Here is a 20,469-nt window from a genome sequence, read left to right on the forward strand (position 1 = left end):
GAGGTGACCCCATGATCTTCGGCATCCTCAGCGCGGCCGTCCAGGTCGTCTTCGGCGCCGTACTCGGGCAACTCGCCGCCGGCACCGTCGGCCTGCTGGCCGGCGCGGTCGTCGGCCTGCTCGTCGGCGCGCCGTTCGGCTGGGCGTCCGCGTCCGCCGGCACGTACGGCCCCGACCCGAAGGGGATCTTCCTGTTCGTGGTCGACCACACCTGGAGCCTGCTCAACACGTTCGCCGGGGCGCTCTTCCTGGCCCTGCACCTGGTCTTCGGCCACCAGCTCGACCGGATCGTCTCGGCCGGCAGCGGCCGGGTCAACGTGATCGAGGGCGTCTCCCCCCGGTACGCCACCACGATCGGCACCGTGTGCGCCGGCTCCAGCCCGGGCATCCAGCGCCACGAGGACGTGCACGTGTTCCAGGCCCGGCTGCTCGGCCCGTTCTACCTGCCGCTCGTGGCTCTCAACTACGTGCTGTTCACCATCGCCCCGGTGTGGCTGCTCTGGCACGACCACACCAACGCGCCGATCAACCGGTTCACCCGCTACTTCGAGATCGGCGTCTACCCGCACGTGTGGAACGAGGCCATCGCGTACCGGATCCAGGGGACGCCACCGCGATGACCGGCGCGATCGAGGCGGCCGTCGCGGACGTCGCGAGCTGGCTGACCGGAGCCGCGGGTGAGCCCGTACCGGTCGGCCCGCCGCGCGACGACCCCGGCGGCGGCCTCACGGTCTGGCCGCTGGAGCTGCGGCCGGCCCGGCAGACCGCCACCGGCGGCGCGGCGCGCGAGCCGTACCGGTTCGTGGTCCGCCTGCTGGTCTCCGGCGGCGGGCCGGCGGCGCTGCCCGCGCTGGACCGGGTGCTCGCCGCCGCCACCACGGCGGGCCGGCCGGAACTGGTGCTCGCCACCGGCGACCCGGCGCTGTGGCGGGCGCTCGGCGTGGCGCCCCGGCCGGCGCTGCTGCTGGACGTGCCGGCCCGGATCGACCGGCCGGTCCCGATCGCGCCGCCGGTGCGGCACCCGCTGCGACTGCGGCAGCTCGGCATGCGCACGCTCGACGGCCGGGTGGTCGGCCCGCAGGACCAGCCGCTCGCCGCCGTCCGGGTGGAGCTGGTGGGCACCGCCCAGGCCACCGAGACCGACACCGCTGGCCGGTTCCGGCTGACCGGCGTGCCGCACGACCCCGACGCGCCGGAGGCCCCGGTGCGGATCCGGCTGGTCGGCGCGGGACGCGTCCACACCGCCGAACTCGATCCGGACGGCGACCACCTGATCGTCGTCCGCGCGCCCGACTGACGTCCGAGGAGGACCGATGCCCACCTACTTCTCCCCCGGCATCTACGTCGAGGAGGTACCGAGCGGGGCCCGCCCGATCGGACCGGTCGGCATGAGCACCGCCGCGTTCGTCGGGGTCGCGCCCGACCGGGGCGCCCACGTCGGCGAGGCGCTGGCGGTGAACAGCTGGACCGAGTTCCTGCGGCTGTACGCCGACGGCGAGCACCTGGAGAGCACCCCGCTGGCCCGCGCCGTGTTCGGCTTCCTGGACAACGGCGGCACCCGCTGCTGGGTGGTGAACGTCGGCGAGGGCGGCCGCCTCACCGGCACCGGCGGGCGGCGCGGCGGCCTGGAACTGCTGGAGGCGATCGACGAGGTCTCCATAGTGGCCGCGCCCGGCTACCACGACCCGGTCTCGCACGAGGCCCTGATCAGCATGGCCGAGCGGCTGCGCACCATGGTGGCGATCTGCGACCCGCCGCCGGAGGTCACCGACGTCTCCCGGCTCACCCGCGTCGCCACGCCGGGCAAGCCGCCCAAGCCCGCGTCGGCCGGCTCGGCCGACAAACCCGCCGAGGGTACGCCGGGCGACGCCGACGACGAACCGCCCGGCGGCGACCGGCCCCGGCAGTCGGACTACGCCACCTTCTACTTCCCGTGGATCCGGGTCCGTGACCCGCTCAGCGGCGACCTGGTGCTCACCCCGCCGAGCGGGCACGTCGCCGGCATCTGGGCCCGCACCGACGCGCTGCGCGGCGTGCACAAGGCGCCCGCCAACGAGCCGGTACGCGGCGCCGTCGACCTCGCGTACCGGGTGACCCGGCCCGAGCACGACGTGCTCAACCCCAAGGGCGTCAACGTGATCCGGTTCTTCGCCGGGGAGGGCATCCGGCTGTGGGGCGCCCGTACGCTCGCCGCCGAGGCCAGCGAGTGGCGCTACCTGAACGTACGGCGGCTGTCCATCTCGATCGAGCAGGCCATCGCGGGCGGCACCCGGTGGATGGTGTTCGAGCCGAACGACTTCACGCTGTGGCGCTCGATCCGCCGCGACATCGGGGCGTTCCTCACCCGGGTGTGGCGCGACGGCGCGCTGCTCGGCCGTACGCCCGAGGAGGCGTTCTTCGTCAAGTGCGACGAGGAGACCAACCCGGCCGACGTCCGCGACGCCGGGATGGTGGTGGCGCACATCGGCATCGCCGTGGTCAAGCCCGCGGAGTTCGTGGTGTTCAAGCTGAGCCAGTGGGCCGGCGGCACCGAGACCGAGACGATCGGAGGCTGACATGCCCACCACCGCGACGCCGCAGCCGGGGGCGCCCGTCGACCCGTACCGCGCCTACCACTTCAAGCTGCTCATCAACGGCATCACCAACGGGCACTTCACCGAGGTCAGCGGCTTCGAGGTGGCGATTCCCGCGCTGTCGTACCGGGAGGCGGGCAACGAGCGCATCCGGGCCGTGCCGGGACAGGTCGAGTACGCCCCGGTCACGCTCCACTTCGGCCTGACCAGCTCGCGTGAGCTGTGGGACTGGGTGAACGCGGCGGCGAAGGGCACCGTCAACCGGCGCAACGTGTCGGTGGTGCTGCTCGACCCGGCCGGCACCGCCGAGGTGCTGCGCTGGAACATGATCAATGCCTGGCCGACCCGGTGGCGGGGCGCGCACCTGAACACCCTGTCGCAGGAGATCGCCATCGAGGCGCTGACCCTGGCGTACGAGGGCCTGGAACTGGAGGCCGGCGGTGCCGCCGCCCCGGCGGGCGCGTGACCGGCTGGCCCGCGCGCTGCGGGTCACCGCGGATCGCCTGTCCGGTCCGGCCCCGGCCGAGGACGCGCCGTCCTCCCCCGGCCAGCAGCCCGCCCCCGGTCAGCCGCCCGAGCACTGGCGGCGGCTGGTGGCGGCGCACGCCCCCGGCCTGCTGCGCGACCTTCCGCCGGTTTCCGCTCCTCCCCCGCTCTCCGACGAGCGGCGCCAGAGGGGCCGGTGGCGCTGGATGGCACGTTTGATCAACGGACTCGCCGCTTTCCGCAACAGCCCGCCGAGATCTTGGTACGAAAGGGCCCCTATAGGGGCCGTTTCCTACCAAGATCTCCCGGAGCTCCTGGGAAGTGGGACGGGGATCTCGGGAAGCGGGAACTCGGAGCCGGGGCGCGGTGCGCGGTCGCCGGGAGCGACGAGTGCCGGGTGGGAAGTGAGCGGGGCGGCGCCTTCCACGCCGACGCCGGGCGCCCGGTCCCGCTCGGACAGGCCGTCGCGGTCGTGGGACGACGGGGCGTCTGCGGGTGAACCCGCGAACCGGTTCGTGACGGAGCCGATCGGCTTGGCCGGGGCACCGGAGAGGACGAGAGCGGCGCGTATGCCGGACCGGACCGGGTCACCGGGCGCCGTCGGCCCGACCGGTACCGCAAGCACCACGGAAGCCATCGGTGGCGCGCCCCCGGCACGCCGGCCGGTGGTGACTCGCGCCCTCAGGCCGGCCCTCACCGGCACGAGGGGCGCGAGCAGCGACGGCACCGGTCGGCCCACCGACCCGGGCGTGCCCGCTGGCACCGCCGGGCCCGAACACCCCGCCGGCAGCCGGGACACGATCGGATCGCCGGGTCCCGTGGGATCCGGCGAATCGGACCGGCCGTCACCGTCCGAGCGCAGGCCCGGCCCCGACCGGGTGGACCCGCTCCGCAACCTCCCACAGGTCGACCGGGGCCGGCCGACGCGCAGGGACGACATCGCCGGAGCGGACGTGCCGTCCGGTCGAGGTGACAGGCCCCCGCTCGCCTTCGCGGCTGCGCCACCGTCGTTGCCGCGCGGACCGGCCGCACGCATCAAGGGCGGTCGAACCGGATCAACGAACGGTCGCGACGGGACAAGGGACGGATCCGTCGCCCAGTACCCGGGGCGCGCCGCCGACGTGCCGTACCCGGGCGGACACGACCCGGCGTCCGGGGAGAGGCAGGGGCGGTGGCCCGCGCGTCCCACGTACAGCAGCCCGTGGCCGGCCCTGCCGGACGGTTCCGACCCGATCCGCACGACGGGCCAGGTGGCGACCGGGATGGCCGAGGGCGGCGGGACGCACGCGGATCCGTGGCCGGCGCTCCCGGCCGAACCGGCCTGGCCCGCCCCGCAGCCCACGCGGTGGAGCGACACGGCCCGGCTGGACCGGGAACAGGCGGGTGACTGATGGAGCGCGTCGCCTTCCTCGTGGACGAGTCCGGCACCCGGGTCGACTGCCTGCTCAACCCGGAGACCGTGCAGGTGACCCGGCTGGCCGGGGTACGCCCGCGCGGCGGACCGGACGGGCCGCTGACCGGCGCCGGGCTGGCCGACGACCCGCTGGTCTTCACCGGCGGCGGGCGTACCGAACTGGTCCTCGATCTGCTCTTCGACGTCGACTTCGTGGAGTCCCCGGCCCGGCCGGAGGACGTCCGCACGCTGACCCGGCCGTTGTGGATGCTGGCGGAGAACTCGGCGGTCGAGCACGGCTGGCTGCGCCCGCCGCTGGTCCGCCTGGTCTGGGGCAAGACCTGGAACGTGCCGGGCGTGATCACGGCGATCGCGGAACGGTTCGACGCGTTCACCCTCACCGGTACGCCCCGGCGCTCCTGGCTGCGGCTGAAGCTGGTCCGCGTCGCGGAGGGCGCGGAGGCGGCGCGCGCCGGGTTCGAGGAGGAACTGGCCGCGGCGAGCACACCCGCTGTCGCGCCCGGGTCGGCGGTGGTCGCCGCCGCCGACGGCGCGGCCGAGCCGGGCTGGTCCGGGGTGCGCTTCGACCTGCTCGCCCACGACGCGCTGGGCTCGCCGCTGCGCTGGCGTCTGCTCGCCGAGCACAACCGGATCACCGATCCGCTCACCGTGCCCGCCGGCACCGCGCTCGCCGTCCCGCCGGCCGGCGCCGCCACCGTCGCGCCGGACGCCGTCACCGCGGGAGGCACGCCGTGACCCGTCACGCGACCAGCCCGGCGCGGCGAGCGGCCGCCGGGGGTGCGCCGTGAGCCGGGCCGCCCTGGTCACGGTCGACGGGCGACCGCTGGCCGATCCGGCCCGGCTGCGCGGCATCCGCGTCGCCGCCCGCCTCGACCGGCCCGCGCAGTGCGAGCTGACGCTCGCCGCCGCTCCCGGCGCGGGTCCGCTCGACCCTCCGGTACGCCCCGGCGCCACAGTCGACGTCCGCCTCGACGGGCAGGCGGAGGCGCTGTTCACCGGCGAGGTGACAGCAGTCGAGCGGGAGTACGCCGGTGACGGCGCCGCGCTGGCCCGGATCCGGGCGTACGACCCGCTGCACCGGCTGCGCAAGCGGCAGGAGCTGCGCGTGTTCGAGTCGGTGACCGCCGCCGAGCTGGCCGCCGACCTGTGCGCCGGGCTGGGGTTGAGCGTGGCGGCCGAGGACGACGGGCCGCGCCTGGACCGGCTGCTCCAGCACCGGCACACCGACCTGGATCTGCTGTGCGAGGTGGCCGGCCGGGCCGGGCTGCACCTCGGCGTGGACGGTGACCGGTTGCGGCTGTGCACGCTGGACGGCTACGGGGAGCCGCTGCCGTTGACGCTCGGCGAGACGGTGCACGCGCTGCGGATCACCGAGAACCTGGACCGGGCGGGCGCGGAGTGCGCAGTGCTCGGCTGGCACCCGCAGCGCGCCGAGCCGCTGAGCCAGCGCGCGGACGAGGCGCGCAGCGGGCGGCGCATTCCGCTGCGCCCCGACCCGGGCGACGTGGGCGCGGACGGCGTGCGTACCGCTGTGGACCAGCCGGGCCGCAGCGACGACGAGCTGGCCGCGCTGGCCCGAGCCGGGCTGGACGCCCGGGTGGCGGCGCTGGTCACCGCCGAGGGCACCGCGGAGGGCGACCCGGCGCTGCGGCCGGGCCGGCGGATCGCGCTCGCCGGCGTCCCGGAGCCGCTGGCCGGGGTGTACGTGCTCACCGAGGTGGTGCACACGGTGGACGCCGATGGGCACCTGACCCGGTTCTCCACCGCGCCGCCCGGCCCGCCGCCGTCGGCCGCGCCCCCGGCGGCGACTGTCACGCTCGGCACCGTCACCGACGTCGACGACCCGGACGGGCTGGGCCGGGCCCGGGTGACGCTGCCCGCGTACGGCGATCTGGACGCCGGCTGGCTCGCGGTGCTCTGCCCGGGCGCGGGCCGGGGCAAGGGGATCGTCGCGCTGCCCGATCCGGACGACACCGTGCTGGTGGCGCTGCCCGGCGGCGAGCCGGCCTCGGGCGTGGTGCTCGGTTCGCTGTTCGGCGCGGTCGAGCCGTACGACACCGGGATCGTGTCCGGCCGCTCGCGGCGCTGGTCGATGCGGACCGGCACCGGGCAGTCCATCGTGATCGACGACGACGGGCGCACGCTGCGCCTGGCCACCGACGCGGGCAGCTTCGTCGAGCTGCGTCCCGAGCTGACCACCGTGCACGCCGCCGGGGATTTGGTGCTCTCCGCGCCCGGCCGGGCCGTCGTGGTACGCGGCCGCACCGTCGACTTCCTGCACGCCCCGGCGGCCGAGGACGCCGAGACCGCCGCCGCGCAGGCCCGTACGCTCGCCCGTTCCGCCGGAGGTGGCTGATGCGCTGGATCCACCGCGACTCGCTGATCACCTGCGGACACGACGGGCGGGTGAGCAACCGCCCGTCCCAGCAGTGGGTGACGGTCCAGGCCGTGCCGGTGCTGATCCGCCCCGACCCGGAGGGGCGCGACATCACCGCCTGCCCCAACTACGGCCCGACGATCAAACCGTGCCTGCACACGCTGACCGTGACAGTGGGTTACAGCACGTGGGTGCGGGTGGACCGGCAGCCGGTGGTGCTGTCGCACCTGGACGGCCTGACCGACGGCACCCCGCCGGGCACCGTGCACCACCAGGTCCGCGACGTGCGGCAGAGCTTCCTGGGGGCGGACGCATGAGGGCCTTCCGCTTCGTCGGCGCCGGCTTCGACGCCGGCCGCGCCCGTGGTCTCGCGCTCACCGCCGCAGGCTCGCTCGCCATGACCGACGGCGACGAGACGGTACGCCAAGCGCTGTACCTGCTGCTGTCCACCACGCCCGGGGAGCGGCTGATGCGTCCCGGGTACGGGTCGCGGCTGCACCGGCTCGTCTTCGCGCCGAACGACGACACCACGGCCGGGCTGGCGATCCACTACGTGCGGCAGGCGATCCGGCGCTGGGAGCCCCGGGTCGAGGTGCTCGATGTGGACGCCGGCCCCGACCCGGACGACCCGTGGCGTCTGGTGATCCGGCTGGACTACCGGGTGCGGGCCAGCCTCTCCCCCGGCCACCTGGTGTTCTCCGTCGACCTGCTGCCCGCCGACGAGGAAACCGGAGACGAGGAGGGCACGTCATGACGCTGCCGGTGCCGCACCTGGACGACCGCGCCTTCCTCGACCTGGTCACCGAGGCGCGGGAACGCATCGCCCGGTCCTGCCCGGACTGGACCGACCTGTCCGCGCACGACCCGGGCATGGCGCTGGTGGAGGCGTTCGCGTACCTGACCGAGGTGATGATCTACCGGCTGAACCAGTTGCCGGAGAAGGCGTACGTGGCGTTCCTGAACCTGCTCGGCGTCACCCGGCATCCACCGGCGGCGGCCTGGGCGGACGTGCGCCTGACCCGTACCGGCCCGGACCGCGGCCCGGTGCGGGTGCCGGCCGGCACCCGGGTCGCCGCGGCCCGCGGCGCGGACCCCCGGCCGGTCGTCTTCGTGACCACCGAACCGGCGGTGCTGCCCGCCGGGGAGACCACGACGACGGTACGCGTGCACCACTGCGAGCCGGTCGAGGCGGAACTGCTGGGCACCGGCACCGGGCAGCCCGGTCAGGTGTTGCGGGCGGCCCGTGCGCCGCTGACCCGTACCACCGAGGCGCTTGATCTGCTGCTCGGCGTGGAGGTGCCGGCCGGTTCGGTGGAGCTGGGCGCGGCCGCCCGCGAGCACGAGGGGCGCACGTACGAGATCTGGCGGCCGGTGGACAGCTTCGCCGGTGTCGGCCCGCAGGCGAAGGTCTACCTGGTGGACCGGGCCTCCGGGGTGGTCACGTTCGCCCCGGCGCTGGACCTGCGCCCGGACGGTGGCGCCCCGGCCGTCGAGGGGGCGGCCGGGGCGACCACTGTGGCGGCGGTGCCGCCGGACGGACGGCAGGTGCGGCTCTGGTACCGCTGCGGCGGCGGACCGGCCGGGAACGTCGCGGCGGGCGTGCTGACCAGCCTGCGCGACCCGCTGCCGGGGGTGAGGGTGGACAACCCGGAGCCGGCCACCGGTGGGCGGGAACTGGAGTCGCTGGAGTCGGTGCTGGCGCGCGGGCCGTACGAGTTCTTCGCCCAGCAGCGCGCGGTGACCGCCCGGGACTTCGAGATCCTGGCCACCGGCTCCGGGGCGGTGGCGCGGGCGCGGGCGTTCACCCGGGCCGCCGTCTACAGCTTCGCCCGGCCCGGCGAGGTCGAGGTGGTGCTGGTGCCGTACGTGCCGGAGGCGGCCCGTCCCGGCGGCCGGCTGCCGGTGGCGGTGCTGCGCGAGCACGAGGTGGAGGAGGCCCGCCGCCGGGTCGAGGCCGACCTGGAACGCCGCCGTGCCCTGGGTACGGCGGTGCGGGCGGGCTGGGCCCGGTACAAGGCGGTGTCGATCAGGGCCCGGGTGGTGGTGCGCCGCGAGGAGGACGTGGACGCGGTGCGCCGCCGCATCCACGACCGGCTGCACCAGACGCTCAGCCCGCTGCCGACGCCGCTGAACCCGGCCGGCTGGGCGTTCGGCGAGCCGCTGCGCGCCTCCAACGTGTACCGGATGCTGGAGCACGCCGAGCCGGGTGTGCGCTACGTCGAGTCGGTGCGGTTCGTGGTCGACGAGGCGCCGGACGCGCAGGTACGGACCGTGGCGGTGGACCAGTACCAGGCCGACACCTGGTACGCCGGCGGCGGCCCGGTGCTGTTCCGCTCCACCAACGCGGGGGCGGGCTGGGAACCGGCCGGCCGGTTCGACGACGAGACAGTGGTGCGGGTGGTGCCCGCGCCCGCCCCGGTACGCCCCGGCGTGGTCCCCCGGGCCGGTTCGGTGGCGGTGGTGACGGCCCGCGCCGCCGGCGGCTCCCGGGTCCGGCTGAGCACCGACCTGGGTGAGACGTGGACGCTGCTGACCGACCTCGACTCCGGCGTCCGCGATCTGGCCTGGATCGACCGGGACGGCACCGGCGCGCTGCTGCTGGCCACCGACGCGGGCCTGTACGAGGTGCCGCTGCTACCCGGCGCGGTGCCGTTGCAGATCCTGGTCGACCCGGCCGACGCCGACCGGGGCTTCTACGCGGTGCGCGCGTTCGTCTCCGAGCGCGGCGCACCAGGGGTGGCGGTGGCCGCGCAGGCCGGATTCGGCGTCTACCTGTCGACATCTGCCGGACGGCCCGGCACGTTCGCCCACGTCGGCCTCGCCAACGTCGACAACCGGATCCTCGCCGTCCAGTACGACGGCCCGGCCACGCTGCTGTGGTGCGGCGCGGGCGAGCCGGACCCGAAGAAGCCCGGCCAGGGCTGCCACCGCACCCGGCTGTTCGAGTCGGACGTGAAGTGGCAGTCGATGGCGTCCGGCTGGATCGGCGGCACCTGCCGCGACCTGGCGTTCAGCGGCCCGCTCGCGCTCGCCGCGACGCAGAGCGGCGGCGTGGTCCGCCTAGACACGCTCGCCGGGCAGCCGCAGTGGTCGCCGGTGATGGTCAACTGCGGCCTGCCGCTGCGGGACCGCACCCGGTTCGTCCCGGTCGACGCCATCGCCGCCACCGCGCCCACCGGCACCTCCGGCACCGGGCGGCTGGTGCTCGCCGGCGGCGAGCGCGGCGTGTTCCGCAGCGGCGACGGCGAGGACTGGACGGCGAGCGCCAACCAGGCCACCGCCGACGTGGTCACCGTCCCCGGCACCTGGCTGCTCTGCTCCGGCGAGCACGACATCGAGGTGGTGCGGCAGGATGCGCCGAGCGGCGATTGAGCGGCTGCTGCCGGCCGCGTACCAGCGGGCCGCCGGCCCGGGCAGCGTGCTGGGCGCGCTGCTGGACGTGATGGAGGCGCTGCACGCCCCGGACGAGGCGGTGCTCGCCGACGTCGACGCGCTGTTCGGGGCGTACCGGACGCCGGACGGGTTCGTGGCGTACCTGACCCGCTGGGTGGCGATGGACCACGTGGTCGCCGCGCCCCGCGCCGACGCGCCGCTGCCGTTGCCGGCGGGCCGGCTGCGGGACCTGGTGGCGCACGGCGCGCTGCTGGCCCGGTGGCGCGGCACCCCGTACGGCATGCGGACCGCGCTGGAGCTGGCCACCGGCGTGACCGGGTTCGTGCTGGACGAACCGCCGGACCGGCCGTTCCATCTGGTGGTGCGGGTGCCACCGGCCGCCGCCGACCGGCTCGCGCTGGTCACCCGCATCGTCGAGGCGGAGAAACCGGCGGCGGTCACCGTCGAGGTCGTCACCGGGGACCCGGCCGGCCCGTCCTCCGACCCGACGCCGCCCGACCCGGGCCCGCCGCCCACGCCCGAGCCGGACGATGCCGAGCCCGCCGCCGGGGTGGCGACGGTGCGCGCGGTCGGCCGGGCGCACGTACCCGCACCCCACGATCCGCCCGAGGAGCCGTCATGACCACCGAATGGACAGTCGTCGCCGCCGCCGAACAGTTCACCCTGGACGCCCGCAACAGCGGTGAGCTGACGTTCACCGTGTCGAACCCGGGCACCGCGCCGGACACCGTCGTCTTCGACGTCGCGCCCGGCGAGGGCAGCCAGCGGGCCTGGTTCACCGTGGCCGAGCCGCAGCGGGTGGTGCCCGGGCAGGGCTCGGTGTCGTTCCTGGTACGCCTGGCCGTGCCGCCCGGCACGCCGCCCCGGCGCTACGACATGACCGGGTTCGCGTACTCGGCGAACACCGCGCCGGAGGAGAGTTCCCGCTCGAGTGGCCGGGTCACGTACGACGTGCGGGCCGTCGTACCCCCGAAGCGCGCGCCGTGGCCGTGGATCGCGGCCGCCGCGGCGCTGGTGCTGGTCGTGGCCGGGGTGGTGGCCTGGCTGGTGACCCGCGGACCGGACACCCCCGCGCCGCCGCAGGCCGACGCGGTGACCGTGGAGGCGGAGACGCTGGTCTCCGGCGCGACGGTGCAGTCCACCACCGGCGCGAAGGCGGACGTGGTGGCGCAAAAGAACTGCTGCGACGTGGTGTGGTCCGGCGACGCCCAGCTGTTCTTCCTGGGCCGGGGCGTCGGCGACCGGGTCACCGTGCAGGTGGATCTGCCGTCCGACGGCACCTGGCGGTTCTCCACCGTGCGGACCACGTCGTTCGACTACGCGAACACGATCTGGCTGGTCGACGGCCGGCAGGTCGGCGACACGTTCTTCGGGTTCACCCCGACGGTGGTCCGCACCGACGAGGTGGACGTGGGGACCCTGGAGCTGACCCGCGGCCCGCACAAGCTGACGCTCGTGGCGGTGAGCAAGACGCAGGGCACCGACAGGTACTTCGCGGGCGTGGACGAGATCCGCTTCACGCCCGTCGTCCGGCCATGACCACCAGGCAGAAGGTGCTGCTGGTGGCGGTGGCAGTGCTGCTGGTGGCGCTGTACGTGGTGGCGGTGGCCGGACGCCGCGACGACAGGGGCGACCCGGCGGCCGGGCCGGGCGCGCTGGCCCGGCTGGGACGCGGGTCCGGGACGGTCGACCCGGCGACGGTGGCGGTGAACTGCCTGCCGCCGGCCGCCGATCCGGCCACCACCGCCGACGGGGTGACGCTCACCTTCGGCACGGTGTGCCGGCTGCGGGTGGCCGACCCGGGCGCGCTGCGCACGCTGGTGCTGCGCGGCACGACACCGTTCGAGGTGACAGCCCGCGCGCCGGGCGACGCGGACGTGACGGTCACCGACGAGGTCGCCCCGGACGCGGACGGCCCGGCGGTGGCGAAGGTGGCGGTGGACCGGGAGACCGAGGTGCTCCTGCGGTGTCCGGGAGGTGGCGGATGTTCGGTCACGCTGGCCCGGTCCTGACCGGGACGGAGACGCGGCATGGGTGAGTTGCGCAAGCCGTTCCTGCTGCTGGCGTTGCTCGCGGTGGCGCTCGTGGTCGGCGTGGAGCTGGGCGCGGCGGCGCTGACCGGCGGCGGCGACGCGAGCGGCGCGCTGCGGGAGCGCGCCGGGCAGCTCGGCGTCGAGCTGGGCGACGTCGGCGCGGTGGCCGAGCCGTCCGGCCGGGGCATCGGGTACCTCGCGCTGATCGACGTGGTGGCGCTCTGGACGACCGGGCTGTTCTGCCTGAGCCTGGTGCTGCCGGACCGGATGCAGGGCCGGGTGCAGGGCGTGGCCACGCTCGTCTTCTCGATCGTGCTGCTGCTGGTGTCGCTGGTCCTGCTGATCGTCGCGTTCGTCGAGCTGACGGTGATGGTGTCGCTGTTCCTGGCGCCGCCGTTCGGCACGCTGGCGTACCTCGCGGTGTGGGGGTTCTTCCCGGTCGACGACGCGGCGGTGCTGCTCGGGCTGGCGCTGCTGCTCAAACTGGTCTGGGCCGGGCTGCTGCTCGCCGCCCAGCCCCGGTTCCTGCGCAACAAGGGCCTCGTCGCGCTGGTGCTGACCACGCTGCTGTGCACAGTGGTGCTGCAGTTCCTGCACGGCCTGGTGCCGGTGATCCTGGTCAGCATCCTGGACGACCTGGGCGCCGTGGTGTTCGCGGTGGTGGCGCTGATCTGGGCGCTGGTGCTGCTGATCGGGTCGATCCCGGCGATCGTGAAGGCGATCCGGACCACCGCCACCACGTCCGGTCGTACCGTCAGGTGACCGCGCCGCCGGCCGCGAGCGTGGCCAGGCGCGGCAGCTGCTGCGGGTCGGTGAGCGCCGACCCGACCGCCACCACGCGCGCCCCGGCGGCGAGGAAGTCTTCCGCGTTGCCGGCGTCGACGCCGCCGGTGGCGACGAACCGGGCCTCCGGCAGCGGCCCGGCCACCGCCCGGAACCAGGCCGGGCCGAGGCTGACCGCCGGGAACGCCTTGAGCCACACCAGGCCGTGGTCGAGCGCCCGCTGCGCCTCGGTCGGGGTGGCCACGCCGGGCAGGTGCGGCACGCCGAGACCGGCCGCCGCGTCGGCCACCGCCAGGTCCAGGCCGGGCGCCACTGTGAACGCCGCCCCGGCGGCCACCGCGTCGTGGACCTGCGCCGGGGTACGCACGGTGCCCGCGCCGACGATCCGGTCCCGCCGCCGCCCGGCCGTCACGGCGGCGCGCAGCGCCGGCACCGCTTCCGGGGTACGGATGGGCACCTCCACCACGGCGATGCCGAGATCCCAGGCCAGTTCCGCCAGCCGGACCGTCTCGTCGACAGGCAGGTCGCGCAGGATCACCATCACCCGCGCGTCGCCGAACAGGGCTTCGAAGTCGTGCCCGCTCATCTCCCGCTCCCTCCCCTGACCTGCGCGGTCCACATCGTCTCCGGCAGCGCCAGCGCCCGCGCGATCGTCTCCGGATCAGGCGGCGGCGCGGTGTCGCCCGGCACGACCAGCACCGGCGCGGCGGTCAGGTGCCCCAGCCGCAGACAGGCGCGCAGGTCCAGGCCGCGCAGCAGCCCGGACAGGAACCCGGCGGCGAACGCGTCACCCGCGCCGACCGGCTCCACCACGTCCACCGGCAGCGCCGGCACGAACACCGCCGGCCCGGTACGCGGCAGCGCCGTCGCGCCGACCGGCCCGTCCTTGACCACCACCAGTTCCGGGTCGGGCAGCAGGGCACGAACGTCGGCCGGATCGTCCGCAGCCCAGAGCCCGGCCGCCTCGTCCAGCCCGACCAGCACCACGTCGGCGCGGTCGGCCAGGCCGTGCAGGACCGGGGCGGCCCGGTCGGCGGGCCAGAGCGCCGGGCGGTGGTTCACGTCGAAGCTGACCCGGGCACCCGGTAGCGCGCGCCCGTCCAGCGCGGATACGAGCAGGTCACGGCAGGTGCCGGAGAGCGCCGCGGTGATGCCGGACAGGTGCAGCAGGCGTGCCCCGGCCAGCCCGGAACGCGTGAGGTCGGCGGCGCCGAGGCGGCTCGCGGCCGACCCGGCGCGGTGGTAGTGCACGCGGGTGCCGTACGGCCCCGGTTCCTTCAGGTAGAGCCCGGTCGGCGCGTCCGGGTCCACGGTGACCAGGCTGACGTCCACGCCCGCGGCGGCGACCTCGGCCACCACCCGCCGCCCGAACGGGTCGTCGCCGACCCGGCTCACCCACGCCGCGCGGTGCCCGAGCCGGGCCAGCCCGGCCGCCACGTTCGACTCCGCGCCGCCCACGCCGACGGTCAGCCGCGCCGCGCGCTCCAGCGACCCGCCGTCATCGGGGGCGAGCACCACCATCGTCTCGCCCACGCAGACCACCTCCGGCCCGCCCGCCGGGCTCACGGCGTCACCCCCAGGCGGGCCGACACGTCGGCCGGGTCGAGGTGGCCGTCGGCGACCAGCACCCGGTGCCGGTTGTGCCGGGGCCGGCTGGCCGCGACCACCGCCGGGCTGTCGAACGCGTACGCGACGCAGACGCCCGGGTACATCGCGGTGCGCACGAACCACCTGTCACCCGGCCCCAGACCGGTGAACACCAGCGTGTACGCGCCACCGCCGGGCGCGGAGGCGGACAACGCCAGCCAGGGCGCGGCCGAGCCGTTCACCGCCTCCTCGCCCACCGCCTCGGCGGTGCGCACCCGCGCTTCCCCGTCGGCCACGGCACGCCAGAAGAATCCGCCGTAGCCGGCGCCGCCCGGGCGGCCGTTCGTGGCCGGGCTGCCCAGGCGCACGTTGGCGCCGGTGGCGGAGGTGAGCGTGGCGGACAGGTCAAGCCACCAGGCGTCCTCCCCGGCCGGGGTGGCGGTGATCCGCCGGTGTTCGCGCAGCAGCACCCGGCCGTGCCGGTCCCGCCATTCCAGGTCGTGGTCGAGCCGGTCGGCTGCCCGCTCCCGCCAGCCGGTGTGCGCGATGACGCCGTGGTCGTCGCGCCAGGTGTAGCCGGTGCCGCGCACGTACGTCCGGCCGCCCCACAGGTTGACGCCGTCCACGTCCTGCACGGCCAGTGACGCGCCGAGGTGCCAGACGTGGTCGGCCGGGAGCGCGTCGGTGACCGGCGTGCCGGCCCGGGTCCGCACCGGATGCAGGTACGGCCGGGGCCCGTGGCGCGGGTCCAGCTCCGGCCGGACCAGGTACCGGGCCACCTCGGCGCCGTCCACCACCAGCCGGGGTTCGGCGGTCACGTCGGGTCCGGGGCGGGGACCGGGCGGCGGGCGTCGAGCGCGTGCAGCGCCGCGAGGGCGTACCCGCCGAGGATCGGCACCGCGACCGGCGTGACCAGCACGCCCAGCAGCACCGCGAGGGCGCAGATGCCGGAGGCGGCGGCCCACACGCCGGGGCGCTGCGGGCAGGTGCGGGCCACCTTACGGGCGGCGGACTGCCAGCCCCGGCCGCCGCTGCGCCCGACCGCGACGGTGACCAGGCCCGCGTACCCGAGCAGGACCGCGACCACGACGGCGGTGAGCGCGAGCGCGGGCCCGCCGCCGGGTACCCGGCCGGTGGCGAGCGCGAGCAGGTCGGCGGTGAGCAGCGCGACGGCGGCCAGGGCGACGGCGCTGACCGCGAGCCCGGCGGGCAGCGCGCGGCCGAACCGGGCCAGGCTGGTCCGCGCGTCGGGCCAGGAACCGGTGACCGACCTGTCGTGCAGCGCGGCACTGGCGGTGGCGAGCGCCGGGGCGAGCGTGAGCACCGGCAGCGCGGCCAGCGCCACGGCGAAGCCGAGCAGCGCCAGGTCGGTCGCCTCGCGCAGCGTGTCCCGCCAGTCGGCACGGGCAGGCACGGCGGTCATCCCTTCAGCCCGCTGGTGTTGATGCCCTCGACGAGCATCCGCTGGAAGGCCAGGAAGAACAGGAACACCGGCAGCAGCGACAGCACCGACATGGCGAACATCGGGCCGACGGCGCTCTGGCTCGTCGAGTCGATGAACAGCGTCAGCGCCACCGGGATCGTGTAGTCCTCCAGGCTGGACAGGAACACCAGTTGCCGGAAGAAGTCGTTCCAGGTCCAGATGAACGAGAAGATCGCGGTGGTGACCAGCGCCGGGCGGCTCAGCGGCAGGATGACGTGCCGGAACACGCCGTACGGGGACGCGCCGTCGATGGTGGCCGCCTCGTCCAGCTCGCGCGGGATGCCGCGCATGAACTGCACCATGAGGAAGACGAAGAACGCCTCGGTGGCCAGGAACTGCGGCACCAGCAGCGGCAGGTACGGCCAGTCGCCGCCGACGAGGCCAAGGCTGCGGAACAGGATGTACTGCGGCACGATCAGCACGTGCCCGGGCAGCAGCAGCGTTCCGATCATGACGGTGAACCACAGCTTGCGCAGCCGGAACCGCAGCCGGCCCAGGGCGTACGCGGCGAGCAGGCAGGACAGCGCGTTGCCGACGACGGTGAGCGCGCTGACCACTGCGCTGTTGAGGAAGAACCGGCCGAAGCTGATGTCGAAGTTGGTCCAGCCGTCGACGTAGTTGCCGGGGGTGAACACCTCCGGCAGCAGGCCGACGTTGTTGACGATCTCGGCCTGCGACTTGACCGACGTGCCGAGCATCCAGAACAGCGGGTAGAGCACCACCGCGACGATCGCCACGAGCACGACCAGCCGCAGGACGTTGCGGCCGCCGCCCGGCCGGCGGCGGGCGACAGGAAGCGCCGTCATGAGTCGTCTCCGTCCGAATAGTGCACCCAGAACCGGCCGGTGCTGAAGAAGACGGCGGTGACCACGCCGATCGCCACCAGGAACACCCACGCCATCGCCGACGCGTAGCCCATCTCCAGGTCGGTGAAGCCGGAGATGTAGAGCTTCAGCGTGTACATCAGGGTGGAGTCGACCGGGCCGCCGGTGCCGTTGCTGAGCACGAACGCGGCGGTGAAGCCCTGGAAGCCGTTGATGGTCTCCAGCACCAGGTTGAAGAAGATCACCGGGGAGAGCATGGGCAGGGTGACCGCGCGGAAGCGCCGCCACGCCCCGGCGCCGTCCACCGCCGCCGCCTCGTACAGCTCGGTGGGCACCTGCTTCAGCCCGGCCAGGAAGATCACCATGGGCGCGCCGAACTGCCAGATGGCCAGCACCATCAGCGTCTCCAGCGCCCAGTCCGGGTCGCTGACCCAGGGCAGCCCCTCGACGCCGAACAGGGCGAGGAACGAGTTGAACGCGCCGTCCCGGTTGAACATGTTGACCCAGACGATGGCCAGCGCGACGCTGCCGCCGAGCAGCGACGGCAGGTAGAACAGGCTGCGGAACAGCCCGACGCCGCGCCAGGCCCGGTTGAGCAGCAGCGCCACGCCGAGCGCGGCGGCCAGCTTCAGCGGCACCGCGATCAGCGCGAACGTCAGCGTGACCCGCACCGCGTGCCAGTACGACGGGTCGGCGGTGAACATCCGCTCGTAGTTGGCCAGCCCCACCCACCGCACCTCGGACAGCGGCGTGAGGATGTCGTAGTCGGTGAAGCTCAGCCAGAGCGACAGCAGCATCGGGATCGCCGTGACGCCCATCAGTCCGATGAGCCAGGGCGAGAGGAAGACGTACCCCGCCAGGCCCTCGCCGAGCCGGGCCCGGCCGGCCCGACGCCGCGTGGGGCGAGGGCCGGCCGGTCCGGTGCGCGGGGTCCGGCCGGGCGCCGTGGTGACAGCCACGGGACCGGTCCTTTCGTGGGGTCAGGCGATCGCGGACTTGCAGGCGGTGACGAACTGCTCGGCCGCCTGAGCCGGGGTGGCGCGGCCGTACTGGGCGTTCTCGGCGGCCTTGACCAGCTCGGACTTGACCTTGCTGTGCCCCTTGATCGGCACCTGGGGCGAGGCGCCGAACTTCTGCGCCAGGTCGGACTCGACCTGGATGGACTGCTTCATGGCCGGGTCGGTGGCGGTCTCGCTGACCTTGGCGCGCAGATCCATGTTCGACGGCAGACCACGGTCGGTGCCGAGCAGCGCGACCACCTCCGGGTCGTTGTTCAGGAAGTTGATCACGTCGACGGCGACGTCCTTGTGCTTGCTGCCCTTGAACACCGACCAGTACATCGAGGCGCGCGCCCACTGCCCGCTCGGGTCACCCGGGTACGCGACCACGCCCAGCTCGTCCTTGGTGTTCTTCTTCAGGTCCGGCATCTGGTTGACCCACACCCAGGAGGTGGCCGACTTGCCGGTGACCACCAGCTGCTTGGTGATGTCGCTGGAGTTGCCCTCGTGGATGACGTCAGGCTTCGGGGTGGCGCCCCGGTCCCGCGCGCCCTTCCACAGCTCGAACCACTTCGTCACGTCCTCGGCGGTGAAGCCGAGCTCCTTGCCGTTGTACAGGTCCTTGCCCTGCTGGCGCAGCCACACCCAGAGCGCCTTGTAGTCGGCGCTCGGGTCCTGGGTGCCGGGCACCTTCGTCTTCTTCGCCACCTGCTCGGCCCAGGCGATGTGCTCCTCCCAGCTCATCCCGGTGGTCGGCTCAGGCAGCCCGTTCTTTTGCAGCAGCGTCTTGTTGTAGACCAGGCCCTGGGTGTTCTCCCCGGCGGCCACCCCGGCGAGCTTGCCGTCGACCACGCCGTACTCCAGCAGGCTCTTGGGGAACTTCGACACGTCGAGCTTGCCGGAGTCCTGGTAGCTGCCCAGGTCGAGCGTGGTGCTGCGGCCGGCGTACTCGGCCAGGTAGTTGTCGTCGATCTGGAACAGGTCCGGCGGGTTGCCGCCGGCGGTGAGCGTGGCGAGCTTGTCGAAGTAGCCCTGGTTGGCCTGCCAGGTCTTCTCGAACGTCACGTCGGGGTGCTTCTTGGTGTAGAGGGCCAGGGCGTCCTCGGTGAGCTTGGCCCGGGCCTCACCGCCCCACCAGAAGACGGAGAGTTTGACCGGGCCGCCGTCGCCGCCGGCGTCGTCGTCGCCGCAGCCGGCCGCGCCCAGGGCGAGGGGCACGGCGAGCGCGACGGCGGCCAGGCCGCGCACGAGTCGGCGTCGGGTCACAGGGGTACGGTGATGCCGCCCGGCGGGTGCGCCGGCGGTGGGGGACGTTGCGGGGTGCATCTGCGCTCACTCCTCGGCTGTGGGAGGCGACGACGTCACCGGCGGCCGTCCACGGGCCGCCCGGGTCCGCAGTGCTGTGCGGGCCCGGGCCACCTGCTCAGGCCCCGGTGCCGTCCCGGCCGGGCGCGGGGACGGGCCCGGTCGAGTCGCGGACGACCAGTTCGGTCTGGAGCATTACCTGTGCGGTGGTGCGACGGTCGCCGGCCGCCGCGCCCCGGCCCCGGGCGCCGCGTGGCGCGTCGGAGTCGAGTTGCAGCAGCATGTCGACGGCCGTCCGGCCGGCGGCCGCGGTCGGCGTGGCCACCGTCGTCAACTTGGGGCGGGTGAGCCGGCTCAGCGCGATGTCGTCGACGCCGACGACGCTCACGTCGTGCGGCACCCGCGTCCCGAGCGCGTCCAGCCCTTCGATCAGGCCGATCGCCATCAGGTCGTTGTAGGCCAGCACGGCGGTGACGCCGCTGCGGCGCACCTGTTCGGCCAGGGCGCCGCCGCCGGTCTCGGTGGGCTGGTTGGGTCCGAGGACGGTCAGCTCCGCTGAACCGCTGCGGGCGGCGGCGGTAGCGGCGCGGCGCATCTCCCGGGCGGTCCACGAGCCGCGTGGGCCGCCGAGCAGCGCGATCCGGCGGTGGCCGAGCCCGAGCAGGTGCTCGATCGCGGCCCGGGCGCCCTGCCCGACGTCCATCATCACGCAGGGCAGGCCGGCGACCTGGCGGTTTATCACCACCACCGGGACCTCGCGGCTGACCTGCTCGATCAGGCTGTTGCTCATCCGGGGGCTGCACAGCAGCACGCCGTCGACCTGCTTGGCCAGCGCGTGGACCAGGTCCTCCTCGGCGACCGGGTCCTCGTTGGTGTCGGCGACGAACACGTGGTAGTCGCGGTGCCGGGCCTGCCCCTCCGCCGCCTTGATCAGCGGCGGGAAGAACGGGTTGGCGATGTCGGCCACGATCAGGCCGATGTTGTGCGTACGGCCGGTGATGAGGGCCCGGGCGGCCCGGTTGGGCCGGTAGCCGAGGTCCTCCGCGCAGGCCAGCACCCGGACCCGGGTCTCCGGGTTGACCAGGTGCGGGGCCGAGAACGTCCGGGACACGGTGGAGATGTGCACACCGGAGGCGCGGGCGACGTCCCGGATGGTGGCTGGCACGGCGGGCTCCCTCGTCCGATGTGGTGGGGGTCACGGGTGCCGCCCATT

22 protein-coding genes are annotated in these 20,469 nt (G+C 74.7%); 14 read left to right on the plus strand and 8 right to left on the minus strand.

Annotated features, from left to right (window positions below; all coding sequences use genetic code 11):
• Positions 1 to 11 precede the first annotated feature (11 nt).
• The 14 genes from PVK74_RS07840 (at position 12) to PVK74_RS07905 (ending at position 13,038) form a co-directional block, all read left to right on the plus strand.
• Positions 12 to 620 carry a hypothetical protein gene (locus PVK74_RS07840; protein WP_069088539.1) on the plus strand — a complete coding sequence of 203 codons (609 nt, stop codon included), beginning with the start codon at positions 12 to 14 and terminating at the stop codon, positions 618 to 620.
• Positions 617 to 1,297, plus strand: a complete 681-nt coding sequence (locus PVK74_RS07845; protein WP_064445748.1) for a carboxypeptidase-like regulatory domain-containing protein — start codon at positions 617 to 619, stop codon at positions 1,295 to 1,297. Before PVK74_RS07840 ends, PVK74_RS07845 begins: the two co-directional genes overlap by 4 nt.
• Positions 1,298 to 1,313: 16 nt before the next feature.
• The gene (locus tag PVK74_RS07850; protein ID WP_064445747.1) at positions 1,314 to 2,555 is read left to right on the plus strand and encodes a phage tail sheath family protein; all 1,242 of its coding nucleotides are present in this window, start codon (positions 1,314 to 1,316) and stop codon (positions 2,553 to 2,555) included.
• 1 nt (position 2,556) lies between these two features.
• Entirely contained in the window at positions 2,557 to 3,039 is a 483-nt protein-coding gene (locus tag PVK74_RS07855; protein WP_043323571.1) for a phage tail protein, read from the plus strand.
• Positions 3,040 to 4,309: 1,270 nt separating this feature from the next.
• The gene (locus PVK74_RS07860) at positions 4,310 to 4,450 is read left to right on the plus strand and encodes a hypothetical protein (RefSeq protein WP_231915426.1); all 141 of its coding nucleotides are present in this window, start codon (positions 4,310 to 4,312) and stop codon (positions 4,448 to 4,450) included.
• Positions 4,450 to 5,208, plus strand: coding sequence for a CIS tube protein (locus tag PVK74_RS07865; RefSeq protein ID WP_064445745.1), 759 nt, complete (start codon positions 4,450 to 4,452; stop codon positions 5,206 to 5,208). Before PVK74_RS07860 ends, PVK74_RS07865 begins: the two co-directional genes overlap by 1 nt.
• A gap of 49 nt (positions 5,209 to 5,257) precedes the next feature.
• Positions 5,258 to 6,829 carry a phage baseplate assembly protein V gene (locus tag PVK74_RS07870; protein ID WP_064445744.1) on the plus strand — a complete coding sequence of 524 codons (1,572 nt, stop codon included), beginning with the start codon at positions 5,258 to 5,260 and terminating at the stop codon, positions 6,827 to 6,829.
• On the plus strand, positions 6,829 to 7,167 hold the full coding sequence (locus PVK74_RS07875) for a hypothetical protein (protein ID WP_064445743.1): 339 nt from the start codon (positions 6,829 to 6,831) through the stop codon (positions 7,165 to 7,167). The genes PVK74_RS07870 and PVK74_RS07875 overlap by 1 nt, the downstream gene beginning before the upstream one ends.
• A complete protein-coding gene (locus PVK74_RS07880) occupies positions 7,164 to 7,604 on the plus strand; it encodes a GPW/gp25 family protein (protein WP_274478669.1) in 441 nt (146 codons plus the stop codon). Before PVK74_RS07875 ends, PVK74_RS07880 begins: the two co-directional genes overlap by 4 nt.
• The gene (locus PVK74_RS07885) at positions 7,601 to 10,222 is read left to right on the plus strand and encodes a putative baseplate assembly protein (protein ID WP_274478671.1); all 2,622 of its coding nucleotides are present in this window, start codon (positions 7,601 to 7,603) and stop codon (positions 10,220 to 10,222) included. Before PVK74_RS07880 ends, PVK74_RS07885 begins: the two co-directional genes overlap by 4 nt.
• The gene (locus tag PVK74_RS07890; protein ID WP_274478673.1) at positions 10,203 to 10,865 is read left to right on the plus strand and encodes a phage tail protein; all 663 of its coding nucleotides are present in this window, start codon (positions 10,203 to 10,205) and stop codon (positions 10,863 to 10,865) included. Before PVK74_RS07885 ends, PVK74_RS07890 begins: the two co-directional genes overlap by 20 nt.
• The gene (locus PVK74_RS07895; RefSeq protein WP_069088530.1) at positions 10,862 to 11,782 is read left to right on the plus strand and encodes a carbohydrate-binding protein; all 921 of its coding nucleotides are present in this window, start codon (positions 10,862 to 10,864) and stop codon (positions 11,780 to 11,782) included. Before PVK74_RS07890 ends, PVK74_RS07895 begins: the two co-directional genes overlap by 4 nt.
• Complete coding sequence (locus PVK74_RS07900) at positions 11,779 to 12,255, plus strand: hypothetical protein (protein WP_274478676.1); 477 nt, start codon at positions 11,779 to 11,781, stop codon at positions 12,253 to 12,255. Before PVK74_RS07895 ends, PVK74_RS07900 begins: the two co-directional genes overlap by 4 nt.
• Before the next feature lie 18 nt (positions 12,256 to 12,273).
• A complete protein-coding gene (locus PVK74_RS07905) occupies positions 12,274 to 13,038 on the plus strand; it encodes a hypothetical protein (RefSeq protein WP_274478677.1) in 765 nt (254 codons plus the stop codon).
• Here PVK74_RS07905 and PVK74_RS07910 read toward each other — a convergent pair.
• The 8 genes from PVK74_RS07910 to PVK74_RS07945 all read right to left on the minus strand — a co-directional run bounded on the left by PVK74_RS07910 (position 13,031) and on the right by PVK74_RS07945 (position 20,421).
• Entirely contained in the window at positions 13,031 to 13,645 is a 615-nt protein-coding gene (locus PVK74_RS07910) for a bifunctional 4-hydroxy-2-oxoglutarate aldolase/2-dehydro-3-deoxy-phosphogluconate aldolase (RefSeq protein ID WP_043323565.1), read from the minus strand. The two genes, PVK74_RS07905 and PVK74_RS07910, sit on opposite strands and share 8 nt — an antisense overlap.
• The gene (locus PVK74_RS07915; RefSeq protein ID WP_274478678.1) at positions 13,642 to 14,625 is read right to left on the minus strand and encodes a sugar kinase; all 984 of its coding nucleotides are present in this window, start codon (positions 14,623 to 14,625) and stop codon (positions 13,642 to 13,644) included. The genes PVK74_RS07910 and PVK74_RS07915 overlap by 4 nt, the downstream gene beginning before the upstream one ends.
• Positions 14,622 to 15,464, minus strand: coding sequence for a DUF6807 domain-containing protein (locus PVK74_RS07920; RefSeq protein WP_274478679.1), 843 nt, complete (start codon positions 15,462 to 15,464; stop codon positions 14,622 to 14,624). The genes PVK74_RS07915 and PVK74_RS07920 overlap by 4 nt, the downstream gene beginning before the upstream one ends.
• Positions 15,461 to 16,069: a hypothetical protein gene (locus PVK74_RS07925; protein WP_393100173.1), complete on the minus strand. Its 609-nt coding sequence runs from the start codon at positions 16,067 to 16,069 to the stop codon at positions 15,461 to 15,463. The genes PVK74_RS07920 and PVK74_RS07925 overlap by 4 nt, the downstream gene beginning before the upstream one ends.
• On the minus strand, positions 16,066 to 16,935 hold the full coding sequence (locus tag PVK74_RS07930) for a carbohydrate ABC transporter permease (RefSeq protein WP_274478682.1): 870 nt from the start codon (positions 16,933 to 16,935) through the stop codon (positions 16,066 to 16,068). The genes PVK74_RS07925 and PVK74_RS07930 overlap by 4 nt, the downstream gene beginning before the upstream one ends.
• Positions 16,932 to 17,912 (minus strand): carbohydrate ABC transporter permease, encoded by a 981-nt coding sequence (locus PVK74_RS07935; protein ID WP_064445732.1) that lies wholly within the window; start codon positions 17,910 to 17,912, stop codon positions 16,932 to 16,934. Before PVK74_RS07935 ends, PVK74_RS07930 begins: the two co-directional genes overlap by 4 nt.
• A gap of 21 nt (positions 17,913 to 17,933) precedes the next feature.
• Positions 17,934 to 19,277 carry an ABC transporter substrate-binding protein gene (locus tag PVK74_RS07940; RefSeq protein WP_274478683.1) on the minus strand — a complete coding sequence of 448 codons (1,344 nt, stop codon included), beginning with the start codon at positions 19,275 to 19,277 and terminating at the stop codon, positions 17,934 to 17,936.
• A 97-nt stretch (positions 19,278 to 19,374) separates the two neighbouring features.
• Positions 19,375 to 20,421, minus strand: a complete 1,047-nt coding sequence (locus tag PVK74_RS07945; protein WP_043323558.1) for a LacI family DNA-binding transcriptional regulator — start codon at positions 20,419 to 20,421, stop codon at positions 19,375 to 19,377.
• Positions 20,422 to 20,469 lie beyond the last annotated feature (48 nt).

Source organism: Micromonospora chalcea, from assembly GCF_028768405.1.
GTDB classification, from domain to species: Bacteria; Actinomycetota; Actinomycetes; order Mycobacteriales; family Micromonosporaceae; genus Micromonospora; species Micromonospora chalcea.